The sequence below is a fragment of the Nocardiopsis sp. iso_186 genome (assembly GCF_056173365.1).
Map to the genome: position 1 here is coordinate 3,229,894 of NZ_CM149670.1, position 19,687 is coordinate 3,249,580.

Sequence of the window (19,687 nt, forward strand, 5' to 3'; positions counted from 1 at the left end):
CCATGACCAACACCGACCCATCAGCCCCACAAACGCCCGAAGGACGCGCCAAACTCGCCAAACGGGCAGCCGTCGCAAGCCTCGTCGGCACCGCCGTCGAATGGTACGACTACTTCATCTTCGGCACGGCCTCCGCCCTGGTCTTCGGGCGCCTGTTCTTCCCGAACCCCGACGACCCCATCCTCGGCACCCTTTCGGCGTTCGCCGTGTTCGGGGTCGGATTCGTCGCCCGCCCCCTCGGTGCCGTCGTCTTCGGTCACTTCGGGGACAAATTCGGCCGCAAGGTCGCACTCATCACCACCCTGATGATGATGGGCGTCTCCACCTTCCTCATCGGCCTGCTGCCGACAGCCGAGCAGATCGGTATGTGGGCCGCGGCACTGCTGGTGCTGATGAGGCTCATCCAGGGCTTCGCCGTGGGTGGCGAGTGGGGCGGGGCCTCACTGGTGGCCGTCGAGTACGCCCCGGAGGACAAACGCGGCGCCTACGGCAGTTTCCCGCAGATCGGCAACGCCATAGGACTCGTGTTCTCCACCGGCATCTTCGCCGTCGTCTCCCTTCTCCCCGACGAACAGCTCTTCTCCTGGGGCTGGCGGATTCCCTTCCTGCTCAGCGCCGTACTGATCGTCGTCGGCCTGTTCATCCGCTTCAAGCTCACCGAGACCCCCGCCTTCCAGGCCGCGCAGGCGCAGGTGGAGGCCGAGCAGGCGGCCGTGCAGGTCAAGGAGAAGATGCCGCTGGCCGAGATCTTCAGGCACTTCAAGAAGCCGCTGCTGCTGGCGATGGGCATGCGCTTCGGTGAGGCGGTCTTCGGCTACATCGTGCTGACCATCGGCCTGACCTTCGTGGAGAACTACACCGACATCCCGCGCACGCACGTGTTGATCGCCTCGTCGGTCGCCGCCGGATTCGCGATCTACACCTATTACTTCTTCGGCAAGATCAGCGACAGGGTCGGGCGGCGCACGGTGTTCATCTTCGGCTCCGCGTTCGGTGCCGCCGTCGTCTTCCCCTTCTTCTGGGTCCTCGCCGCCGACAACATCGTGCTCATGTACGTCGTCTACACACTCGCCTACGCCATCGGCGTCGGCGCGGTGTACGGGGTGGAGCCGGCGTTCTTCTCCGAACTGTTCGGCACCAAGGTCCGCTACACGGGGGTCTCCCTGGCAGCGCAGATCCCCTCCATCCTGGTCGGTTTCTGGCCCTTCCTCGCCACCGCGCTGTTCGCGGCCACCGACGGCGACCCGTGGCCCATCGCACTGCTGACCGTGGTCTCCCTGGGCATCGGTCTGCTCTGCGCCTACCTCGCCCCGGAGACCAACCGGTCGGACATCAACGAGATCGGGGAAGAGGCCCGATGAGCGCTGGAGCTTCCTGGCGGGACCTCACCGATCCCCGAGCGGCGGAGACCGGGGAGAGCCCCGAGACGGGCCTGAAGGAACCGCTCTTCGAGAACCTCGACATCCCGGAGCGGCTGGGCCCGGTGACCGTGCTGATCGACGACCACAAGATCAAGCGGTTCGCCTTCACCCAGGACGACCACCACCCGTGGCACCTGGAGTCCAGCCCCTTCGAGGGCAGGCGGATCGGCCACGCCGCGCTGCTGGGAAACGACCTCGTCCAGCTGTTCACCACGGTCTACGCGGCCAGCGAGGTCGTCGGGCTGCACACCGAGGAACAGCTGTGGTTCGACTCCCCGGCGTTCCTCGACGAGGCCGTCACCCTGGAAGGCGCCTACACGCAGGCCTACGAACGGCGCGGCCAGGGCTACGTCGTCATGGAGGCCGCAGCCACCGGCCAGGACGGGCGCAGCGTGCTGCGCCATCGCGGGGTCGAGATCCTGCGCACCCGACCGGGTGACGTCGCGGGCCGCGGCTCCTCAGCACCCGGCCCGGACTCGCGCCGCGTCACCGGCGAGGTCCCGGCCGGTGCCCCCGCCTTCGACCCGGTGGCACCGCGACCGGGCCAGGTCCTGCCTCCCCTGGTCAAGGCCATCACCACCGAGCAGGCGGCCGTGTTCTCCCGCATCGGGGAGTACGTGCGCAACATCCACAACGACCTCGGTCTCGCCCGTGACGCAGGAATGCGGGTGCCGATCGTGCAGGGGCAACAACAGTTCGGCGTACTCGCGGAACTGCTGACCCGGGCTTCGGGCGCCGCGTTCTTCAGCGGCGGCTGGATGCGCGTCAAATTCCTCAACACCGTGAACGTGCACGAGCCGATCGAGGCGAGCGGCGTCGTCACAGCGGTTGACGAGGAGAACGTCGAATTCGAGATATGGGTGCGCCGAGCGGACGGAAAGCTCAGCACCGCGGGGTGGGCAAGCGCGCCGCTCCGCACAACCACCGAACGAGAGGGACGGTAATGACGGAGATGACCGGCGGAGCACTGGTGGTCAAGATGCTGGAATCGCTCGGAGTCACCCACGTCTTCGGCGTGGTCGGCGGGCAGACGCTCGCCATCACCGACGCGATCATCGACACCGACTCCATCGAGTTCGTCCACACACGCCACGAGAACGCGGCGGCGGTCATGGCCGACGCCTACGGAAGACTCACCGGCCGCCCCGCGGTGGCGATCTCCACCACCGGGCCCGGCGCCACGAACCTGCTCACCGGCGTCGGCGGAGCGTTCCGCGACTCCAGCCCCGCGATCATCATCACCTGCAACAACAACGGCGAGAACATCCACAAGGACGACGCGCAGAACGCCGACCACATCGACATCTTCCGCAACTACGTCAAATACGGACGGCTGGTCGCACACGCCACCTCGATCAAGCAGGCCATGGAAGAGGCCTACATCAACGCCATGACCGGGAGCCCTGGGCCGGTGCACCTGGACTTCGCCCGCGACACCATCGAGCAGCCGGTGGAGAACCCGCCGACGGTGCCCGCCGTGCACCCGGCCCGTTCCTGGGTGGGCGCCCGACCGGTCGCGCCGGGCGAGCAGATCGAGGCGGTCGCCGCCCGCGTGCTCGCCGCGGAGAAGCCGGTCATCTGGCTCGGCAACGGCGGAAACCGCGGCCAGGCCTCGAACGAGGTCCTCGCCCTGGCCGAAGCGCTGAACATCCCGGTCATCACCACGTTCAACGGCATGGGCGCGGTCCCGACCACCCATCCGCTCGTCTTCGGGGCACTGAGCCGGATGGGAACCAACCTGAGCACCCGCGTGATCGGCGAGGCCGACCTCGTGCTGGCGTTGGGCAACAGCCTCAACGCGGTCTCCACCACGCGCTGGCGCCGCCGGCTCCCCGAGATCGTGCAGGTTGACATCGACCCGGCCATGATCGGCCGGTACTACGCGGACGTGACCACCGGCGTCGTGGGCGACCTCGCGTCCTTCGCCCGGGACCTCACCGCGGCCACCGCGGCGCAGGCCGGGCAGGCACACGGCTCCCGCGCCGGCTGGATAGCGGAACTGCAGAAAGCCGAGCAGGAGTGGTGGGAGCTCAGCGCCGCCGTCGAACCGGAGAACCCGGGGACCGTGTCCCCGGCCGTCGTCGTGCGCCGGCTGCGCGACGTCACCCCCCAGGACGCCGTGCTGATCCCCGACGCCGGAAACCCCGGGGTGTGGTCGTTCCTGTGGGAGATGCCGGTCCCCTACCGCTACATCAAGCCGGTCGGGTTCGGGAACATGGGGTTCGCCCTCCCCGCCGCGATCGCCTCGGTCTGCGACGCCCCGGAGCGGCCCGTGCTGGCCCTGATCGGCGACGGATCCCTCGGCATGAGCCTCGGCGAGCTGGAGACCCTCGCCCGGGTCGGCGGCCCCGTGGTCGTCGTGGTGCTCAACGACTCCAGCTACGGCAACATCCGCCAGGAGCAGGTCCTGCACTTCAACGGACGTACAGTCGGAGTGGATTTCCGGGACGTGGACTTCGCCCAGGTGGCGCGCGGCATGGGTCTGGAAGGGGTCCGGGTGGCCGACCAGGAGTCGATGGTGCGCGCGGTACGCGAGGGCTTCTCCTCCGGTGCGCCCCTCGTCGTCAACGTCGTGCTGGACCGCGAGGCGAACGCCTGGACCTACGAGGCGTTCACCCCCTACGAGGGCTGAAGGCGAGGAGGCCGACATGGAGCAGCAGGACAGCGAGCACACCCCGGGACCGCTCGACGGCGTGAAGGTCCTCGACCTCTCACGCTTCATCGCGGGCCCGCTGTGCGCCCAGATCCTCGGGGACTTCGGTGCCGAGGTGGTGAAGATCGAGCGCCCCAGCGGCGAGGACTCCCGTCACCACGGGCCGTACTGGCAGGGCGAGAGCATCTACATGTTCCTCTACCACCGCAACAAGCAGGCCGCGACCCTGGACACCCGCCACCCGCGCGCCAAGGCGATCCTGGAGGACCTGGTGCGCTGGGCCGACGTCGTCGTCGAGAACTTCCGGCCCGGCACCCTGGAGAAAATGGGGTTGGGGTACGAGCGGATGAAGGAGATCAACGAATCCGTCGTCCTCGTCTCGATCTCCGGGTTCGGGCAGACCGGGCCGGAATCGCCCCGTGCCCTGTTCGACGCGATCTCCCAGGCCTCGTCCGGCCTGATGAGCATGACGGGTGATCCTGACGGCAGGCCGACCCTGAGCGGGACCTACATCGCCGACTACACCACCGGGTACCAGGGGGCGATCGGTGCCATGGCGGCGCTGACGCACCGGGAACGCACGGGAGAGGGGCAGCTGGTCAACATCGCCAGCTACGACACGATGTTCTCCGCGCTGGGCACCCGGTTGATCGCGGAGCTCATGCTGGGGCTGGAGATGCCCCGTTCGGGGTCGCGCGACCTCCTCACCGCCCCCGTGAACGTGTACGAGGCGGCCGACGGTCCGATCTACATCCAGGCCGGGACGGCGTCACTGTTTCCGAAGCTCTGCTCGGTGATGGGCCGCGAAGAGCTCTCCGCCGATCCGCGCTACGCCACGGTGGAGGGCAGGATGGCCGACCAGGCCGCCCTGGAGTCGGCGATCCAGCAGTGGGCCGAGGGGCTCACCCGTGAGGAGATCGCCCGCCGGCTCGACGCGGCGGGGGTGCCCTACGCCAATGTCGCCAGCGTCCGCGAGGTCGCGGCCTCTCCGCAATTGGCGGCGCGTGGCATGATCGTCGAAGCAGAACATCCGTCGCTGGGAACGATCCGCATGCCGAACAATCCCATCCACATGGAGAAGTCGCCGCCCACGGTGCGCAAGGCACCGCCGCAGGCGGGCGAGGACAACGACTACGTGTACGGGAGCATCCTGGGGTTGAACGCCGAACAGATCCGGCAGCTCCGCGCCGAGGGCGTCATCTGATGCCGCGGAGCGTCCTCTACCGGGTGATCTACGACGACATCCTTTCCCAGATAACCTCGGGCTCGCTGAAGGCCGGTGCGAAGCTGGAGAGCGAGCCCGAGCTCGCCCGCCGGTACCAGGTGAGCCGCATGACCGTGCGGCAGGCCCTCGACCTGCTCATCACCGATGAGCTGGTCACGCGCAAGCGCGGCAGCGGCACGTATGTGCGCGAGAACCCGCGTCGTGGACGGCGGCTCAACCGGTTGCGCTCGTTCGCCCAGGAGCTCGCGGGCTCCGATGTGGCCGTTACCAGCAGGACTCTCTCGGCGACCGAGGAAAAGGCTCCACAGGAGGTCGCCGAGGGACTGGGCCTGGAGGTCAACGACGCGGTGAACCGGATCAAGCGCCTGCGCCTCGTCGGCGGGGTGCCGGCGGCGGTGCAGGACGCGTGGGTGCCCTACGCCGCCGCCCCCGGTCTGGCGCGCGACCCTCTGGTGGACGGCTCCCTCTACCGAACCCTGACGGAGAGACACGGCCTGAAGCTCCGATGGGCGGATCAGACGATGACGGCGGCCCTGCTGGAACCCGCTGAGGCGGGGGCGCTCTCGGCGCCAGTGGGCGGAGCGGTGCTGCATTCCCTCCGCATCACCTACTCCGACACCGAAAGCGCCGTGGAGTACACCAACGGCTGGACGCTCCCGGAATTCCCGCTCCTGCTGCGGATCGATGCCGAATGAGCGCTTCCGAACCGACCGTCGTCGCCGTCAACGTCGGTACCTCCGCCGTGCGGTCCGGACTGTTCGACCTCTCCGGCGGGTTGCTGCGCTCCGCACGGGTCGCGCGCGCCACGGGTGTCGGTGACCTCTTCGACGCCTCCGGGCTCTTCGCCGAGGTCGGCGAATCGCTGCGCGAGCTCGCCGTGGAGTCCCGGCCCCGCGCGCTGTGCGTGTCCGCGCACATCGGCAGTGTCGCCGTGGACGCGCGCCTCGATCCGGTGCTGCCGGGCGGCGGGTGGTCCGACACCCGGGGCCTGGACCTGCTGGGCCGTCTGCCGCGTCCGCGGCAGGCGGCGCTGCTCGCCGCCGCCGGACGTCCCGCGCTCTCGGGCGGGGCTGTCGCGCTCGCCCTGACACTGGGAGGGTCCGGCCACGAGGAGCAGGTCCACGCGCTGCTGAGCCCGAAGGACTTCCTCGTGGCCCGGTTGACCGGCCGCGTGGCCTCGGACACGGTAAATGCCGCCTACACCCTGGGCTCCGACGTGCGCGCCCGGTCCTGGCAGTTTGACGCGCTGCGGTCCCTGGGGCTCCCGGAGAGCTGGTTCCCTGCGCAGGTGGAACCGACCTCGGTGGTCGGGGAGGTCCACGGTGTCGGAGCACGGTGCACCGGCCTGCCGGAGGGGACCCCGGTCGTCTCGGGTGGCCCGGACGGCTCGGTCGGCATCGGCGTACTGCTCGGCACCACCCCCTCGGGGATCGCGAACGTGGCGGGAACGACCGATGTGCTGGCCCGTTTGATCGATGATCCCGCCCGTGCACGAGACGGGGCCGTGGTGAATCCGTCCATGGTTCGCGCGATGTGGACCGCCGGGGGCGCGACCGGGATGACCGGCGGCGCGGTCGCCCGTTGGCGGTCGTTGGTGGGGGCGGTCAACGACGAGAGGCTCGGTGCCGTGCCGGTGGGCAGCCGCGATTTGCTGGTCTTTCCCGGCTTCTCAGGGGAGAGGTTCCCCCGCTGGCGGCCCGATGCGCGGGGCGCCGTCCTCGGGCAGGGCCCGGAGCACGGGCCGGCGGAGATTCTCCGTGCCGCGCAGGAAGGAGCGAGCTTCACCGTGCGGGAGGGGGCCGATCTGCTGGATCCGCACCGCGAACTGCCCATGCTGTTCGCGGGGGGCTCTGCCCGTTCCACCCAGGTGGCGCGGCTGCGCGCGGACGCTCTCGGGCGGGCGGTGCACGTCGCGAGCAATCCCGATGTGACCCTGGTCGGTGCGGCCGCCCTGGCACTGGTGGGGATCGGTGAAGTGCGCGACCTCGACGAGGCGCGCGACCGGCTCGGCCTCACATTCAGCGTGGTGACGCCGGACGAACGGCGCAGTTCCCGTTACGACGAGGTGTTCGCGCGTTGGACCGCCGCGCGGGGGTCCGATCGGGCGGCAGTCTGATCACACCTGTTTTCGCGATACCGGGGAAGCGGCGCGGGCGAGGACGCGGTGCACGGCCGTCCGGCCACAGATTCTGACAGGTCTCCCCACTCGGTGGGGCCGCGGCGATAGTCGGACTCGGGTTCCCTGGTACCGGCGAAGGGGGCGCGCCCGACCCGGGTGCGCCCCCTGAGGAGCAGATGGACGCTCCCACCGGAGCAATCGGCCACTCGTTCTGCGCATCAGCCTGGACAGCGTTGGTTCGCCCCCATGGCGCGCCCCCTTCCCGGCCGTCGTCAACCGGTTAACGGACCCGGCACAGAGGTGCCGGGCCCGCGGCGGTGCGCCCAGTCGCTGTCGGCCGGTGTCCCTGATCTCGGCTGCGCGCGCCCACGACTGCCGCGCCTCATCGATCGCGTCCTGTTCATGAACAGGACGCCCAGGCCGAAAATGGTACAGGGGCCCGCCCGCCCCAGCTCCCTAGACGGTTTCGCGGTACCGCTCCCGGGCCTCGTCGGCCCCTTCCCGTTCGCGGGACAGCTCATCCGGATCGCCGGTCGTGGTGTGGGGGTCTGCCCTCGGCGGTAGCGGAGGGCCTGGAGCGGGGCGGGCCCACCGAACGCCCGAGACGAAGGCCGTGTCCGCCCAGGCCTCGGTGAAGAAGATGGCCGCACCCGCCCGATCTGCGCCGAGGAACGTCACGGCAGTGATGGGTGGTCGGCCTGCCGACCGGGGTGGTTTGCACCGCAGGACGGCTTCCGGGCAGAGACTCCTCGGTTCCGCCACGCGTATGCGACGGAATACACGCCGGAACTTCTCGGCGCGGCCGGGAACTTCCACGGGGCCGGACCCGACTTGTCTACCCGTTGCCCCTTCTCCCGCTCATCGGAGCGGAACAGACACAGGAGTCCGCGCGTGTCCACCGACGATCGACCATCCCCCACGATTCCTCCCGGACAGCAGGACCCGCAGCCGTCCGCCGGGCCGGCCCCGGCCGGAAAAGGGCCGACGTGCTCGACCTCCGCATGGTCCCTGTTGCGCCCTCTGGTACTGCGTCTGCACTTCTACGCCGGCGTGCTGGTGGCGCCGTTCATCTTCGTCGCGGCGCTGAGCGGACTGCTCTACGTCTGGACACCGCAACTCGAAGAGGTCGTCCACCGCCACGAGTTGTACGTACCGGTCGGCGACGAGCGGCTTCCCCTGCGCGAACAGGTGGCCGCCGCGGAGGAAGCACTGCCAGCGGGAACCCTGCAGGCCGTTCGTCCCGGCGAGGGCCCCTCCGACACCACCCGGGTGCTCTTCGACCTCGACGGGCTGGGCGAGAGTCACCGCCAGGCCGTTTTCGTCAACCCCTACACCGGCGAGGTCCGAGGGTCCCTGGTGTCCTACGGCAGCAGCGGGGCCCTTCCGGTGCGCACCTGGATCGACCTGCTGCACCGCAACCTGCACATGGGCGACGTGGGCCGGGTCTACAGCGAACTCGCGGCGAGCTGGATGTGGTTGATCGCAGCGGGCGGCGCGGCGTTGTGGGTGGCGCGGCGTCGGCGCAGGAAGCGCGTGCGGGGCGTACTCCTGCCCGAACCGACGGCGCGGGGACTGCGCAGGACGTTGTCCTTTCACGGGGCGATCGGGCTCTGGGCGCTGGCCGGCTTGTTCTTCCTCTCGGCGACCGGTCTGACCTGGTCGCAGTTCGCAGGGGAGAACGTGGCCGGCATCCGCGCGGCACTCGCGTGGGAGACGCCTTCGGTCACCGCGGAGGTCCCCGCCGGCTCCGACGGTTTGATCGGCGTCAACGTGGGGGTCAACCGGGTGCTGGAGAGCGCCCGGGCCTTCGACGTCAACGGCCGGGTGGAGGTCGTCTACCCGGTGGCGGACGGCGCCACCTACACCGTGAGCGAGTTGGACAAACGGTGGCCCACCAGTGCCGATGCCGTGGCTGTGGATCCCGGCACCGGTGAGGTCGTGAACGAGGTCCGGTTCTCCGACTATCCGCTGATGGCCAAGTTCAGCCGCTGGGGCATCGACGCGCACATGGGGCTGCTGTTCGGGGTCGCCAACCAGGTCGTCCTCACCGCCTTGATGCTGGGGCTGCTCACAGTGATGGTGCTGGGCTACCGGATGTGGTGGCAGCGCCGCCCCACCGGTCGCGGTCCGGCACTGGGCCGTGCTCCTGGACGGGGGACGTGGAAGGCGCTCCCGTGGTGGTTGAAGGCGATCGTGGCCGTCGCGGCCATTGCGGTCGGTTGGCTGATGCCGGTGCTGGGGGTGTCCCTGGTGCTCTTCCTCGTCGTCAACGCCCTGCTCGGACGACTGCGCTTTGGAACCGTCAAGACGGACTGAACAACCGACCGGCCGCCGGTTCGGCCGGTCACGACGGTTCCTCACGGGGAGGGCCCCGGCGCGCGCACCGGGGTCCTCCGGTCAGGCCGGGAACAGGGTCTCCCCGATGAAACCGCCCTCGGCGCAGCCCGGCGGAACGGCGAAGACCGCCGAACCGATGGGGCTGATCCACTCGTTGAGGAGGTCCAACTCGTCCAGGCGCCGCTGGATGGGGACGAACTGGAGGTTGACATCGGACTGGTAGGAGACGAAGATCAGTCCGGCGTCCTGCCCCTCATCGCCGAGGGTGGGGACGTCGTAGTTGTAGGCGCGACGGAAGACCTGTTCGTCGGGGTTGTCCGAGCGGGCACGGCGGATGTGGGCGTACTCGGCGATGCGGGGGAAGCCCAGGGGGGTGAGTGCGTCGAAATCCGGTTCGTCGTGCTCGGTGCCGCCGGTCAGCGGCGCCCCGTCGAAGATGCGGCGCCCGACCGACTCCTCCCTGCCCGGACGGTCCAGGCGGTCCCATCCGTCCAGGTCCATCGCGATGCGGCGGACCACCATCCCGGTGCCGCCGTGCAGCCATTCGGGGTTGTCGCGGGGCTCCCACACCATCGTCTCGAACGCGTCGGTGTCGGGTCGGGCGTTGACGGTACCGTCAACCTGTCCCATGAGGTTGCGCATGGTGGTGCCGTCGGGTTCGGCCCCATAGGCGCGGCGGAACCCGTCCTGGGTCCAGCGCACGGTGCCGAAGGCCCGGGTGTCCTTGATCAGCATGCGGGCCGCGTGGGAGACGGTGAGCGGATCGTCGGCGCAGATCTGCATCAGGAGGTCGCCGCTGTTCCACTCCGGGCGGAGCCGGTCCACCGAGAACTCCGGGAGCGGCTTGAGCCAGGCGGGCGCGGGTACTCCGGGGACGCGGTTGACGAGTCCGGGGCCGAACCCGAACGTCACCGTCAGGCGGGCCGGGACGAAGGCGAGTTCGGGTTCGGAGTCGGCCAGCGCCGCCTTCCCCTGGGTGAGCTTTGCGGCGTCGTCGCTGAGCAGGGTGAGGAGGCGGCGGATCTTCTCGGCGTTGACGTCCTCGGCGAGGTTGACGGCCACGAACTTTCCGTGGGCCTGCGGGGGCGTCTCGACCCCGGCCTGGTGCGTGCCGTGGAAGGGGACGGTCTGCCCTCCGTGCGCGGCGGCGCCGGGTGTCTCCCCCAGGGGCGGGGTCGAGCGCGTGTTGAGCAGGGAGTCCGCGCCGACCAGCGCCGCGGCGCCCACACCGGCCGCGGCGCCCCCTAGGAGGAGGTGACGCCGGCTCAGCCGCCCCGTGGAGGGGGCGGCCGGTTCCGGGGATCTGTCGGGGTGCATTTCCCTAGTGCTCCTCGCCGTGGCCCGCGCCGTCGTCGTAGTTCTCGTTGGCTCCCTCGTAGTCCTTCACCGGGGCGCTGAACTCCAGGGTGGATCCGTCGGAGAACTCCAGTTCCACAGCGACCTCGGTTCCGGGATCGAGATCCTCGGTGAGGCCCATGAGCATGATGTGGTCGGCCCCGGGCTCCAGGACGTGGGTGTCCCCGGCCGGCACGAGGAAGCCTCCGTCCTTCTCCTGCATGACGGCGTTGCCGTCGTCGCCGGTGACGACCTCGTGCAGTTCGACCATGCCGGCCACCGGCGAGGACGCCGCCACCACGGAGAGGTCGCCGTCGGCGGGGTTGTTCAGCAGGCCGAAGGCACCGGTCATCCCGTCCTCGGCGGTCACCGCCTTGACCCAGGCGTCCTCGATCGCGAAGGAGTCGGCCTGCGTGTGCTGTTCGGCCCGGTCGGCGTCGGCCTGGGGTTGTGCACCGTCCTGCCCGGCGCAGCCGGTGAGGAGAAGGGCGGCAAGGGTGCCGGCGGCCAGTGGAGTGACGGCTGTCGTTCGCATGTGCGGTGTCTCCCTGTTCTTTCGTGTGGTTGCTGATGGTGGATCGCGGTCTGGGGTCATGCGGGTGGGTGCGTGGTGCGGGAACGCCTGGCGGAGGTCTTCGCGGCGAGGAAGTAGAGGAGCGCGCCCGCACCGGCCCCGATCACGGCCGGCGTCAGCATCCGTGGAAGGGCGGAGGGGTGGTCCACGGCGGAGGCGTCGGCGGACGGTGCGGGGTCCGTTGCCTGCCCGGTCTCCTCCTGCGGGACCAGGGCCGGGGGCGCGGCCGAATGGTCGCCGAGGGTGAAGGTGAAACTCCCGCTGATGGGGTGCCCGTCGCTGGAGATGACCCGCCAGCGCACCCCGTAGCCGCCGTCGGGCAGTCCGGCACGCACCGTCTGGGTGACGTCGGGTCCCTCGACTTCGGCCTCGCCCTCCGCCACCACCTGGGAGTCCCCGTCCAGGACGGTGACGGCGGCCCCGATGTCCATGACCGTGTTGTTGAAGGTCAGCACGATCTCGGCAGGAGGGTCTTCGAGTTCGGCTCCGTCACCCGGCGTCGAGGAGATCAACCGGTCGTGGGCCGATGCGGGTGCCTGTCCCACCGCAGCCACCGCAGTCACCGCCAGTGGAACCGCGAGCATCAGGGCGAGTGCGCGCGACCGGCGCACCCGACGGGAGTCGGCACTCCCCTTCTTTTTCTGCATTCCCCGCTTCTCCTTACCGGCGACCGCGCCTAGCGGCCCGTTCGTGCTCTCCTTCGACAGGAGTCGGCTGCGGGAGCACGGAAGTTCCCTCCCGCCCCGAAGCCTGTCGGGTGACGTGCGCCACTCACTCGATGGGCGTCCCCTCTCCTCGTTGGAGCGACGTTCGCCTGCGCCGGAGCGGACAGCGGGTGCACCGGGTCCGGGCGCTTCGGTCGAAGACGCGGGAGGCACGGCGTCCGCACGGGAGAGCTCCGGCCCGGCGCTTTCGACACGGGGCGGTGGACGCGATCCGCGGCCGCGTGGACATTCCCGGGAACTTCTCGGCGACGGGCCACGACTTCTTGGCCGACACCCGCGGGAGGCTCGGCGAAGGAGCCGGCGGGAAACCGAACGGGCGAGGAGAGGAAGACGTGTTCGCACGCACGAGGCAGTACGTGTCACCCCTGGATCACGATGCCGGGGCCGCGGTCGCGGACCGATCGTCGCGGCGGGAGGCCGGAGCGGGCCGGGGCGTCGGGCGCGGTCACCGCACGGACGGACACCCCACCGTCCCGGACACCGACAGAGGGGGCCTCGTGACGGCCGCGCACCGAAGTCGCCCCCGCCGCTCGAAGCCGGACAGGAGGGGGCGCCTCTCCCTCGTGGTGGCATGGGCGGCCCTGCCCCTGGCCGTACTGGCCACCGGGTGCGGCGGCGGCACCGCATCGGACGCGCTCGGCGACGCTTCCGACACCCGACACACCGGCCCCGACAAAGGCGCCGCGCGTTCGGGCGACCTCCGGGTGGAGGGGGCGTGGATCCCCGAACCGGCGATGCCGGAGATGACGGTCGCCTACCTCACGATCGCCAACGACTCCACCCAGGACGACGTGCTCGTGGACGCCTCGACTTCGGCCTCGCCGGACACCGACCTGTGCTCGACGGTGACGACCGACAGCGGGGCCTCGCAGATGCGCGTCGTCGAGGAGATCCCCGTCCCCGCAGGCGGTTCCACGCAACTGAAGCCGGGCGGATTCCACCTGATGGTCAACGACATCCCCGACCCCGTCGGGGTGGGCGACACCGTGACCCTGACGCTTAGTTTCGCCGGCGGAACCGAGGTGGAGGTCGAGGCCCCCGTACTGGAACGCACCGCCGGCAACACCGAAGAGCGGGATGCGGGCGGCGACCACTCGGGCCACCACTGAACCCGGTGGCACGGCGCCTTCCGAGCGCCCCCGTACAGGCGACGACGGGACGTGGCGGACCCGCCGGGTCCGGAAAAACGCTTCTACCGGAAAACCAGTATTTCTCCGGCGACCGACACGGCGGGCCGGAACCAGTTTTGCGGAAGTCCGGGTTCACTCATCGTCAAGGACCTGTCGCCTCTCGGTCATGGCCAGGCCCTGGAATTCCTGCCAAAATTGCAAAGGCAAGCGATTCCACTGGCTTTCGGCCGATCGAAAAACATTTCCTCGCGAATCGGTTGCCCTTTGCTCTCGCCCCCGAACACCAGGAGGAATGCGTGGGAATTACGAGAATGCCCGCGACCGTCAAGGTCTGTGCCGCGCTGCTCCTGCTGGGCGTGCTGCCGACCGCTCCGGCGTCTGCGGCCGAGACCTCTACCGCGCCCGCTCCCCGGCCCTCGACCGACGCGGCCCAACAGACCCTGTACATCCCCTGCGACGGGGAACCGGGGCTGAGGGCGCAGTTCACCCTGCGTCCGATCGGCGCCGTCGCCACCAACCTGAACTTCACCAACCCGTGCGGACATTTGGTGAGTGTTCGGGTGCTGGTGTCGAGGAGCGAGGGCGGCGTTCGCGAATGCCTGCGCGTGGGGCCCGAGACGAGGGGAAACAAGAATTACCAGCACGGCCCGGGCGGAGGGGTCCAGATCAGCCCGGGCTGTTGAGGCCGTTCGACCGGGTCGAGACGGGACGGGTCCCGGCCCTTTTTCCTGGGTTTTCCCCGCACCGGAACAGGCCACTCCGGAAGAAGACGCATCCGGAGATACTCACATGTCCATACGATTCGAATTTTTCCGCACCCCGCCGATTCGGCGGCGAACAAAATTGCAAGGCACCGAAAAACCAACTTGGGGAGCGAATTCATGCAGAAAACCTCCAGAGGAATCACGGGCCGGCTTTTCGCAGCCTGCACGGCACTGGGGATGGGAATCTCCCTGATGGCCGCTCCGGCGGCCGCGGAGAGCACTGATACCCGCACTGAAGGTGTCACCGGTTTTTCGGACGAGGAGCTTCTGGAATACGGCGACCTGACACGGTCCGACAGTGGGACGGTCACCTACTCGATCGAGCTGACCTCCTACGACGACGGCTCGATTCTGCCCTCCCAGGCGCCCACGACCCTCGGCGACACCAAGACGGAACTGCACAACGGCACCCTTCGCCTGACCACCACCAACTGCCATTCCGTGAAGGTCAGTTACACCAAACTGAACGGGGCCACCATCGAACGCCGCCTCGGGTACAGCCATCTCGGCGTCCGATCCTACCGGAGCTGGGGGTCACAGCGTGATCTGACCACACACTCCTCCAGTTGGTCCGGCCTCCGGCTGACCGGAACAGTGACCGGGATCTTGGACGTGCGCAACCAGCAGATCTTCCTCACCCCCGCGATCGGATGCCGCTAGGCCCCGGCCCAGACCCCTGGACCGGGGACGGCGCCCCCACCACCGAAGCAAAAACGGGAAACACGAAGACGGGTGGGACTCGACGCCTCAACGGGCCCTTCCGTCCACCATCCCCACCGACTGAAGAATTGGATCGACTCGCACATGGGCGAAAGAACAAGGAGCACGACCCGCCTGGTGTCCGTACTGTCAACACTTGCCCTGGGCATCGGACTTCTCGCGCCTCCCGCAAACTCGAAGGAAGTCGCTCAGGGCGGTGACGACCAGGTCGTATTCTCCGACCAGGAACTCCTCGCCTACGGGGACCTCACCCGAACTGAAAACGGAAAGGTCTCCTACTCCATCGACATCGTCGTCTACGACGACGGCACCATCATTCCTGCCGACGCGCCGACCACACTCGGCCGCACCAATACGTCGCTCTCCAACGGGGTTCTTCACCTGGAGACGACCTACTGCCAGAATGTCGTGGTCCGATACAACAAGACCGCCGGTAACACGATCACCCGGCGCTTGGGTTACCAGCACGGCGGATCCCAACATTTCAGGGTATGGCAGAACCACCCCATCGGTTCACGTTCCAACAGCTGGAACAATCTCCGACTCACGGGAAACGTCATCGGGATGATGGACGTCCTCGGACAGGGACTGTTCATGACGCCGCCCATTCCCTGCCGCTGACCCTTCCTGCCCGGGAGTGCCGCACTCCCGGGCAGGACCGGCGCGCAACGCGGTTTCCGAACGCGCGGGGAGGATCGTCCGCCCTGTGATCCGGGAATCGCGTTGCACGGCCGTCCCGCTCGCCCCATCGCTGCCACCGACGCCCCGTCCCGGAGAAAGCACCACCCCGACAACTCATGACTTTCATGTCGAGGCCGGTCCTGCTCACGGGACGTCGTGCCGGTGACTGCCCGGCCGGTCGGGGGGACCCGCAGGGCGCATGGAGCCGGCATCAAGCGAACCGCATTCCCGCCCTGCTGTTCACGACGGTCGTGAGGATCGCGTTGCGGAGTGCGGGGACCTCCGAGTCGAAGCGCTTTTGGAGCGCCTTGAGCGCTGCTTTGTGCGTGCCGCGCTCCTGCGGGCCGAACACGGTCCAGATGTCGCCTTCGACCGCGATCACGGCCAGCGCGGCGTCCTCGATGGGGACCGTCGCCGGGTCGTGGCCCGCGACGACCGCGTTACGCGTGTGCTCGCGCAGCAGGCGGACCTGTCCGGGATCATTGGGGGTGACGGTGCGGGTGGGGAACACCCCCAGCATCCGGCCGCGCTCCACCGTGATCGACCCGTTCGCGACGAGCTGCTCGCACACGGCCTCCTCGGCTCTCACCGTCCCGCGCTGGACGGCGTTGATCCAGTGGCCGGGTTCGTTCGGAGCGACGTCGGCCAGCACTTCGGCGAGGAACGGGTCCTCCGGCGGTCGGACCGCGGTGCGTTCCGCCTTTCCCCCACGGCCGTGCAGCAGCCCGCCGATGATCAGCTCGGCCAGTGCCGCGGCGCGCAGCAGCGGGCCGCGGTAGGTGGTGCTGACAGGGTCGAACCGGCCCTTGTCGGTGTCGTAGCTGATCAGGTAGAGCCGTTGCGGCAGTGTCAGGTCCATGCGGTTCTCCTCTGGATCGTCTCCCCACGCCCGCGGACTCGTGCGGGCGCTGTCGTGTGGGTACCCCGCCCACGGCCTCCCGCACGAGGGCACCCGGTCGGCCGGGCCGATCCCACTGTGGCGCATCGGCTGGAGCGTCCGGCGGGTGAAGGGGACGGGCGGTGCGCCGCTTTACCGATCGCGCGGTTCAACGGGGGTGTCATCGGCGGGGCTCCCAGCGAAAGATCCGGGCCGCCAGCGCGACGGCGACGACGACCCAGCCCAGTGTGGGCACCAGGAGAACCAGCGAGTCCATGACGGGGGTGCCGCCGTTCCAGGCGTTGACCAGCAACTCGGTGGCCGAGCCGCCGGGGAGCAGCCTCTTGAACAGGGTGAGTTCCTCGGTGCCGGTGAACCCCACCCAACCGGACAGGGCAAGGGTCCCGATCATGATGGGAAGCGTGGTCACCTGGGCGTGCTCGGGAGAGTTGGTGAGTCCGGCCGTGGCCAGCCCCAGGCCGAGCATCATGGCCACCGTCGAGAGGACGGCCACGGCCAGGAGGAGAACGTTGGCCGGTCCGCCGGCGACCACGCCCAGCACGGTCAGGATCACTGCCACCTGGGCCAGCGTGATGCCGGTGACGGGGAGCAGGAGCCCGGTGAGGATACCGGCATCGCCCAGCGCGGTGGAGCGCAGCCGCTTGAGGAAGAGGTTCTGCCGACGGGAGGCGAGCGTGGTCACCGTGGTGGCGTACAGCCCCATTGCCACCACGAGGAACACGAGTATCGCGGCGACCCCGCCGAGGTCCACGATCGTGAACTGCTGGTTCAGGTAGATGTAGAACGCGCTGGATGCCGCGGGGAGAACGAGCATGGTGACCAGAACCAGGCGGTTCCGGAAGATCTGGATCAGCTCGCCGAGAGCGATCGAGGGCATCGTGAAGGTCCTTTTCTCGGAAGGTTCAAAAAGTGGTCTGGTCGCTGCCGATGGAGCGGAAGACGTCGTCGAGGCGAGTCGGTCCGGCTGCGAGTTCCCGCAACTCCACGGCGTGGTCCTGCGCCCAGCGGAGCAGGGCGTGCAGGTCCTTTTGCAGGTCGGGGGTCTCGATGAGGAACGTCCCGTCGCTCTCGCGCACTGCCTGGAGCGGTGGCTCCGGCGCGGGGACCGGAAGGGAGAAGCGGATCGTGGCCGGCAGGGTCCGCGTCAGTTCGACGACGGATCCCTCCTTGTGGAAGACGCCTTCGTGCATGAGTCCGATGCGGTCGGCGCGCTGCTGGGCCTCTTCCAGGTAGTGGGTGGTGAGGACGATAGTGGAGCCGTCCTCACGCAGCTTGTCCACGGCGTCCCACAGATCGTCCCGGGCCTGGATGTCCAGGCCGGTGGTGGGCTCGTCCAGGAAGATCAGCTCCGGAGCCCCGTACACGGCGGTGGCGAAGTCGAGGCGCCGCTTCTCGCCGCCGGAGAGCTGGGACACCTTGGTGCCGGCCTTGCGCGTGAGGCCGACGATGTCGAGGACGCGTTCGACCTTGTCCGTGCGCCGGGTGAGGCTTCCGATCAGCCGGACCGATTCCCGCACCGTCAGGTCCGGTGAGAATCCGCTCTCCTGCAGCATGATTCCCGTCCTGGGCCGCACGGCGCGGCGGTCGCGCGGGTTCTGCCCGAAGACCCGCACGGTGCCCGAGGTGGGAAGGCGGTGGCCTTCGACGGCCTCCAGGGTGGAGGTCTTACCCGCCCCGTTCGTGCCGAGCAGGGCGTAGAACTCGCCCCGCCGTACCTGGAAGGACAGGTCCTTGACGGCATGGAAGTCGCCGTAGGCGAGGTTCAGACGTTCGACGTCGATGACTGGAGTAGAGGACATACCGTCCATCTCAGCCGTCGGCGCGCCGATCCGTCAGTGGTGCCGCGTCATGGCTTGCCCCGGAGGAATGTCACGGCGGAGCAATGACGTGGTGTCACTGGTGGCCTCACGGGATCGACGGCACACCGGGGACGAACCCCGTGGTTCTGGTTCCGGGGAGTCCCGCACGCCCGTCCGCGCCCCCGCGCATCCCGCCAGGGCCTCTGCACCCTCGATGCGCTCGCCGGGGGGCACCCGGCAGTCCAACGGCGGCTGGCCCCGTCCCGTGCCTGTGCGAGGCTCGGCGCACGGGAACGGGACGGTACGTGCGCCACCGCGATGATCGAGGTCGCAGAGGTTTCCGGACCGACCGGCGGCGCGGGTCGGCCCCAGCGCCCCGGGGCTACCGCGAGGACGGGGCCGGCTGTGACGTCTGCCTGCGGTGGGCGTTCTCGGCGACACGCCCCATCGCGTAGTCGTAGAGCGGGCGCGTCAGGCGTTTGGCGAGCAGGGCCAGACGCCCGTCCCGGTCGGTGAGGATGAGCCGGCGTCGCCGGTCCACGCCCCGCAGGATCCGGGCGGCGACGTCGTCCGCGCCCAGCCTGGACCCGTTGATCAGCGACACCGCTCCCGCCTCCACCTCGGTGTCACTCCCCCGCAGGGAGGAGGCGAGGCCGCTGCGGAAGAACGAGGGGCAAGTCACCGACGTGCGGATCCCGTAGGGGGCGAGCTCGTGGGCGAGGGTCTCGCTGAGCGCCACCACCGCGGCCTTGACCGTGTTGTAGGAGCTCATCTGCGGTGGGTGGACCAGCCCGGCCATGGAGGAGACGTTGAGGATGTGGCCCGATCCCTGGCGTTTGAACAGCGGGGTGAAGGTACGGCATCCCCGGACGACCCCGAAGAGGTTGGTCTCGGTGATCCGCCGCCACTCCTCCAGGGTGACCACGTCTATACGTCCGCCCGCGGCCACACCGGCGTTGTTCACCAGCAGGTCCAGCCCGTCCCAACGCTGCTCGACACGGGCGAGCGCCATCGCCCAGTCGTCGTCGGAGGTCACGTCCAGCCTCAGGTACTCCACGCCTTCGGGGAGATCCTCGGGAGCCTGTTCGGCCAGGTCGGTGGCGAGGACGCGGTCGCCTCGGGCCGCGAGTGCCGCGACCAGCGCGCGGCCCAGGCCCGAGGCTCCTCCGGTGACCAGTACGCGTTTCACTTCTTGACTCCTCGGCGGGGTTCGGGCTCGAAGCAGCGGTGCCGTCGGGCGGGGCCCGGTCGACGACGGCTCGGGGAGACGGGGCCCGGCGCAACGGGCACCGTGTACGGACCGCAC

General features: G+C 69.3%; 18 protein-coding genes. 11 read left to right on the top strand and 7 right to left on the bottom strand.

Annotated features, from left to right (window positions below; all coding sequences use genetic code 11):
* Positions 1 to 2 precede the first annotated feature (2 nt).
* From AC0VYP_RS14155 to AC0VYP_RS14185, 7 genes are all read left to right on the top strand, one after another.
* Complete coding sequence (locus AC0VYP_RS14155; protein WP_475470095.1) at positions 3 to 1,361, top strand: MFS transporter; 1,359 nt, start codon at positions 3 to 5, stop codon at positions 1,359 to 1,361.
* Positions 1,358 to 2,365 (top strand): hypothetical protein, encoded by a 1,008-nt coding sequence (locus AC0VYP_RS14160; RefSeq protein ID WP_475470096.1) that lies wholly within the window; start codon positions 1,358 to 1,360, stop codon positions 2,363 to 2,365. Before AC0VYP_RS14155 ends, AC0VYP_RS14160 begins: the two co-directional genes overlap by 4 nt.
* Positions 2,365 to 4,053, top strand: coding sequence for a thiamine pyrophosphate-binding protein (locus AC0VYP_RS14165; protein ID WP_475470098.1), 1,689 nt, complete (start codon positions 2,365 to 2,367; stop codon positions 4,051 to 4,053). The genes AC0VYP_RS14160 and AC0VYP_RS14165 overlap by 1 nt, the downstream gene beginning before the upstream one ends.
* Positions 4,054 to 4,069: 16 nt before the next feature.
* Complete coding sequence (locus AC0VYP_RS14170; RefSeq protein ID WP_475470099.1) at positions 4,070 to 5,278, top strand: CaiB/BaiF CoA transferase family protein; 1,209 nt, start codon at positions 4,070 to 4,072, stop codon at positions 5,276 to 5,278.
* Positions 5,278 to 5,994 (top strand): GntR family transcriptional regulator, encoded by a 717-nt coding sequence (locus AC0VYP_RS14175; RefSeq protein WP_475470101.1) that lies wholly within the window; start codon positions 5,278 to 5,280, stop codon positions 5,992 to 5,994. The genes AC0VYP_RS14170 and AC0VYP_RS14175 overlap by 1 nt, the downstream gene beginning before the upstream one ends.
* On the top strand, positions 5,991 to 7,415 hold the full coding sequence (locus AC0VYP_RS14180) for a xylulokinase (RefSeq protein ID WP_475470102.1): 1,425 nt from the start codon (positions 5,991 to 5,993) through the stop codon (positions 7,413 to 7,415). Before AC0VYP_RS14175 ends, AC0VYP_RS14180 begins: the two co-directional genes overlap by 4 nt.
* Positions 7,416 to 8,309: 894 nt before the next feature.
* A complete protein-coding gene (locus AC0VYP_RS14185; protein WP_475470104.1) occupies positions 8,310 to 9,734 on the top strand; it encodes a PepSY-associated TM helix domain-containing protein in 1,425 nt (474 codons plus the stop codon).
* 81 nt (positions 9,735 to 9,815) lie between these two features.
* Here AC0VYP_RS14185 and AC0VYP_RS14190 read toward each other — a convergent pair whose 3' ends face one another.
* The 3 genes from AC0VYP_RS14190 to AC0VYP_RS14200 are packed head-to-tail and all read right to left on the bottom strand — an operon-like array spanning position 9,816 to position 12,311.
* The gene (locus tag AC0VYP_RS14190) at positions 9,816 to 11,072 is read right to left on the bottom strand and encodes a Dyp-type peroxidase (protein ID WP_475470105.1); all 1,257 of its coding nucleotides are present in this window, start codon (positions 11,070 to 11,072) and stop codon (positions 9,816 to 9,818) included.
* Positions 11,073 to 11,076: 4 nt separating this feature from the next.
* Complete coding sequence (locus tag AC0VYP_RS14195; RefSeq protein WP_285761718.1) at positions 11,077 to 11,625, bottom strand: copper chaperone PCu(A)C; 549 nt, start codon at positions 11,623 to 11,625, stop codon at positions 11,077 to 11,079.
* 56 nt (positions 11,626 to 11,681) lie between these two features.
* Positions 11,682 to 12,311, bottom strand: a complete 630-nt coding sequence (locus AC0VYP_RS14200) for a copper resistance CopC family protein (RefSeq protein WP_475470106.1) — start codon at positions 12,309 to 12,311, stop codon at positions 11,682 to 11,684.
* A 641-nt stretch (positions 12,312 to 12,952) separates the two neighbouring features.
* On the opposite strand from AC0VYP_RS14200, the gene AC0VYP_RS14205 reads away from it, so the two are divergent.
* From AC0VYP_RS14205 to AC0VYP_RS14220, 4 genes are all read left to right on the top strand, one after another.
* Positions 12,953 to 13,498 (top strand): copper chaperone PCu(A)C, encoded by a 546-nt coding sequence (locus AC0VYP_RS14205; protein ID WP_475470108.1) that lies wholly within the window; start codon positions 12,953 to 12,955, stop codon positions 13,496 to 13,498.
* Positions 13,499 to 13,815: 317 nt separating this feature from the next.
* A complete protein-coding gene (locus AC0VYP_RS14210) occupies positions 13,816 to 14,202 on the top strand; it encodes a hypothetical protein (RefSeq protein ID WP_475470110.1) in 387 nt (128 codons plus the stop codon).
* Positions 14,203 to 14,400: 198 nt separating this feature from the next.
* Positions 14,401 to 14,943 carry a hypothetical protein gene (locus AC0VYP_RS14215; protein ID WP_475470111.1) on the top strand — a complete coding sequence of 181 codons (543 nt, stop codon included), beginning with the start codon at positions 14,401 to 14,403 and terminating at the stop codon, positions 14,941 to 14,943.
* Positions 14,944 to 15,120: 177 nt separating this feature from the next.
* Positions 15,121 to 15,624: a hypothetical protein gene (locus AC0VYP_RS14220; protein ID WP_285761723.1), complete on the top strand. Its 504-nt coding sequence runs from the start codon at positions 15,121 to 15,123 to the stop codon at positions 15,622 to 15,624.
* A gap of 271 nt (positions 15,625 to 15,895) precedes the next feature.
* Here AC0VYP_RS14220 and AC0VYP_RS14225 read toward each other — a convergent pair whose 3' ends face one another.
* The 4 genes from AC0VYP_RS14225 to AC0VYP_RS14240 all read right to left on the bottom strand — a co-directional run bounded on the left by AC0VYP_RS14225 (position 15,896) and on the right by AC0VYP_RS14240 (position 19,570).
* Positions 15,896 to 16,543: a GOLPH3/VPS74 family protein gene (locus AC0VYP_RS14225; protein WP_475470113.1), complete on the bottom strand. Its 648-nt coding sequence runs from the start codon at positions 16,541 to 16,543 to the stop codon at positions 15,896 to 15,898.
* Between the two features lie 199 nt (positions 16,544 to 16,742).
* Complete coding sequence (locus AC0VYP_RS14230; RefSeq protein ID WP_285761725.1) at positions 16,743 to 17,459, bottom strand: ABC transporter permease; 717 nt, start codon at positions 17,457 to 17,459, stop codon at positions 16,743 to 16,745.
* 25 nt (positions 17,460 to 17,484) lie between these two features.
* Positions 17,485 to 18,381: an ABC transporter ATP-binding protein gene (locus tag AC0VYP_RS14235; RefSeq protein ID WP_285761726.1), complete on the bottom strand. Its 897-nt coding sequence runs from the start codon at positions 18,379 to 18,381 to the stop codon at positions 17,485 to 17,487.
* Between the two features lie 382 nt (positions 18,382 to 18,763).
* Positions 18,764 to 19,570, bottom strand: coding sequence for an SDR family NAD(P)-dependent oxidoreductase (locus AC0VYP_RS14240; RefSeq protein ID WP_475470115.1), 807 nt, complete (start codon positions 19,568 to 19,570; stop codon positions 18,764 to 18,766).
* Positions 19,571 to 19,687: the final 117 nt, after the last annotated feature.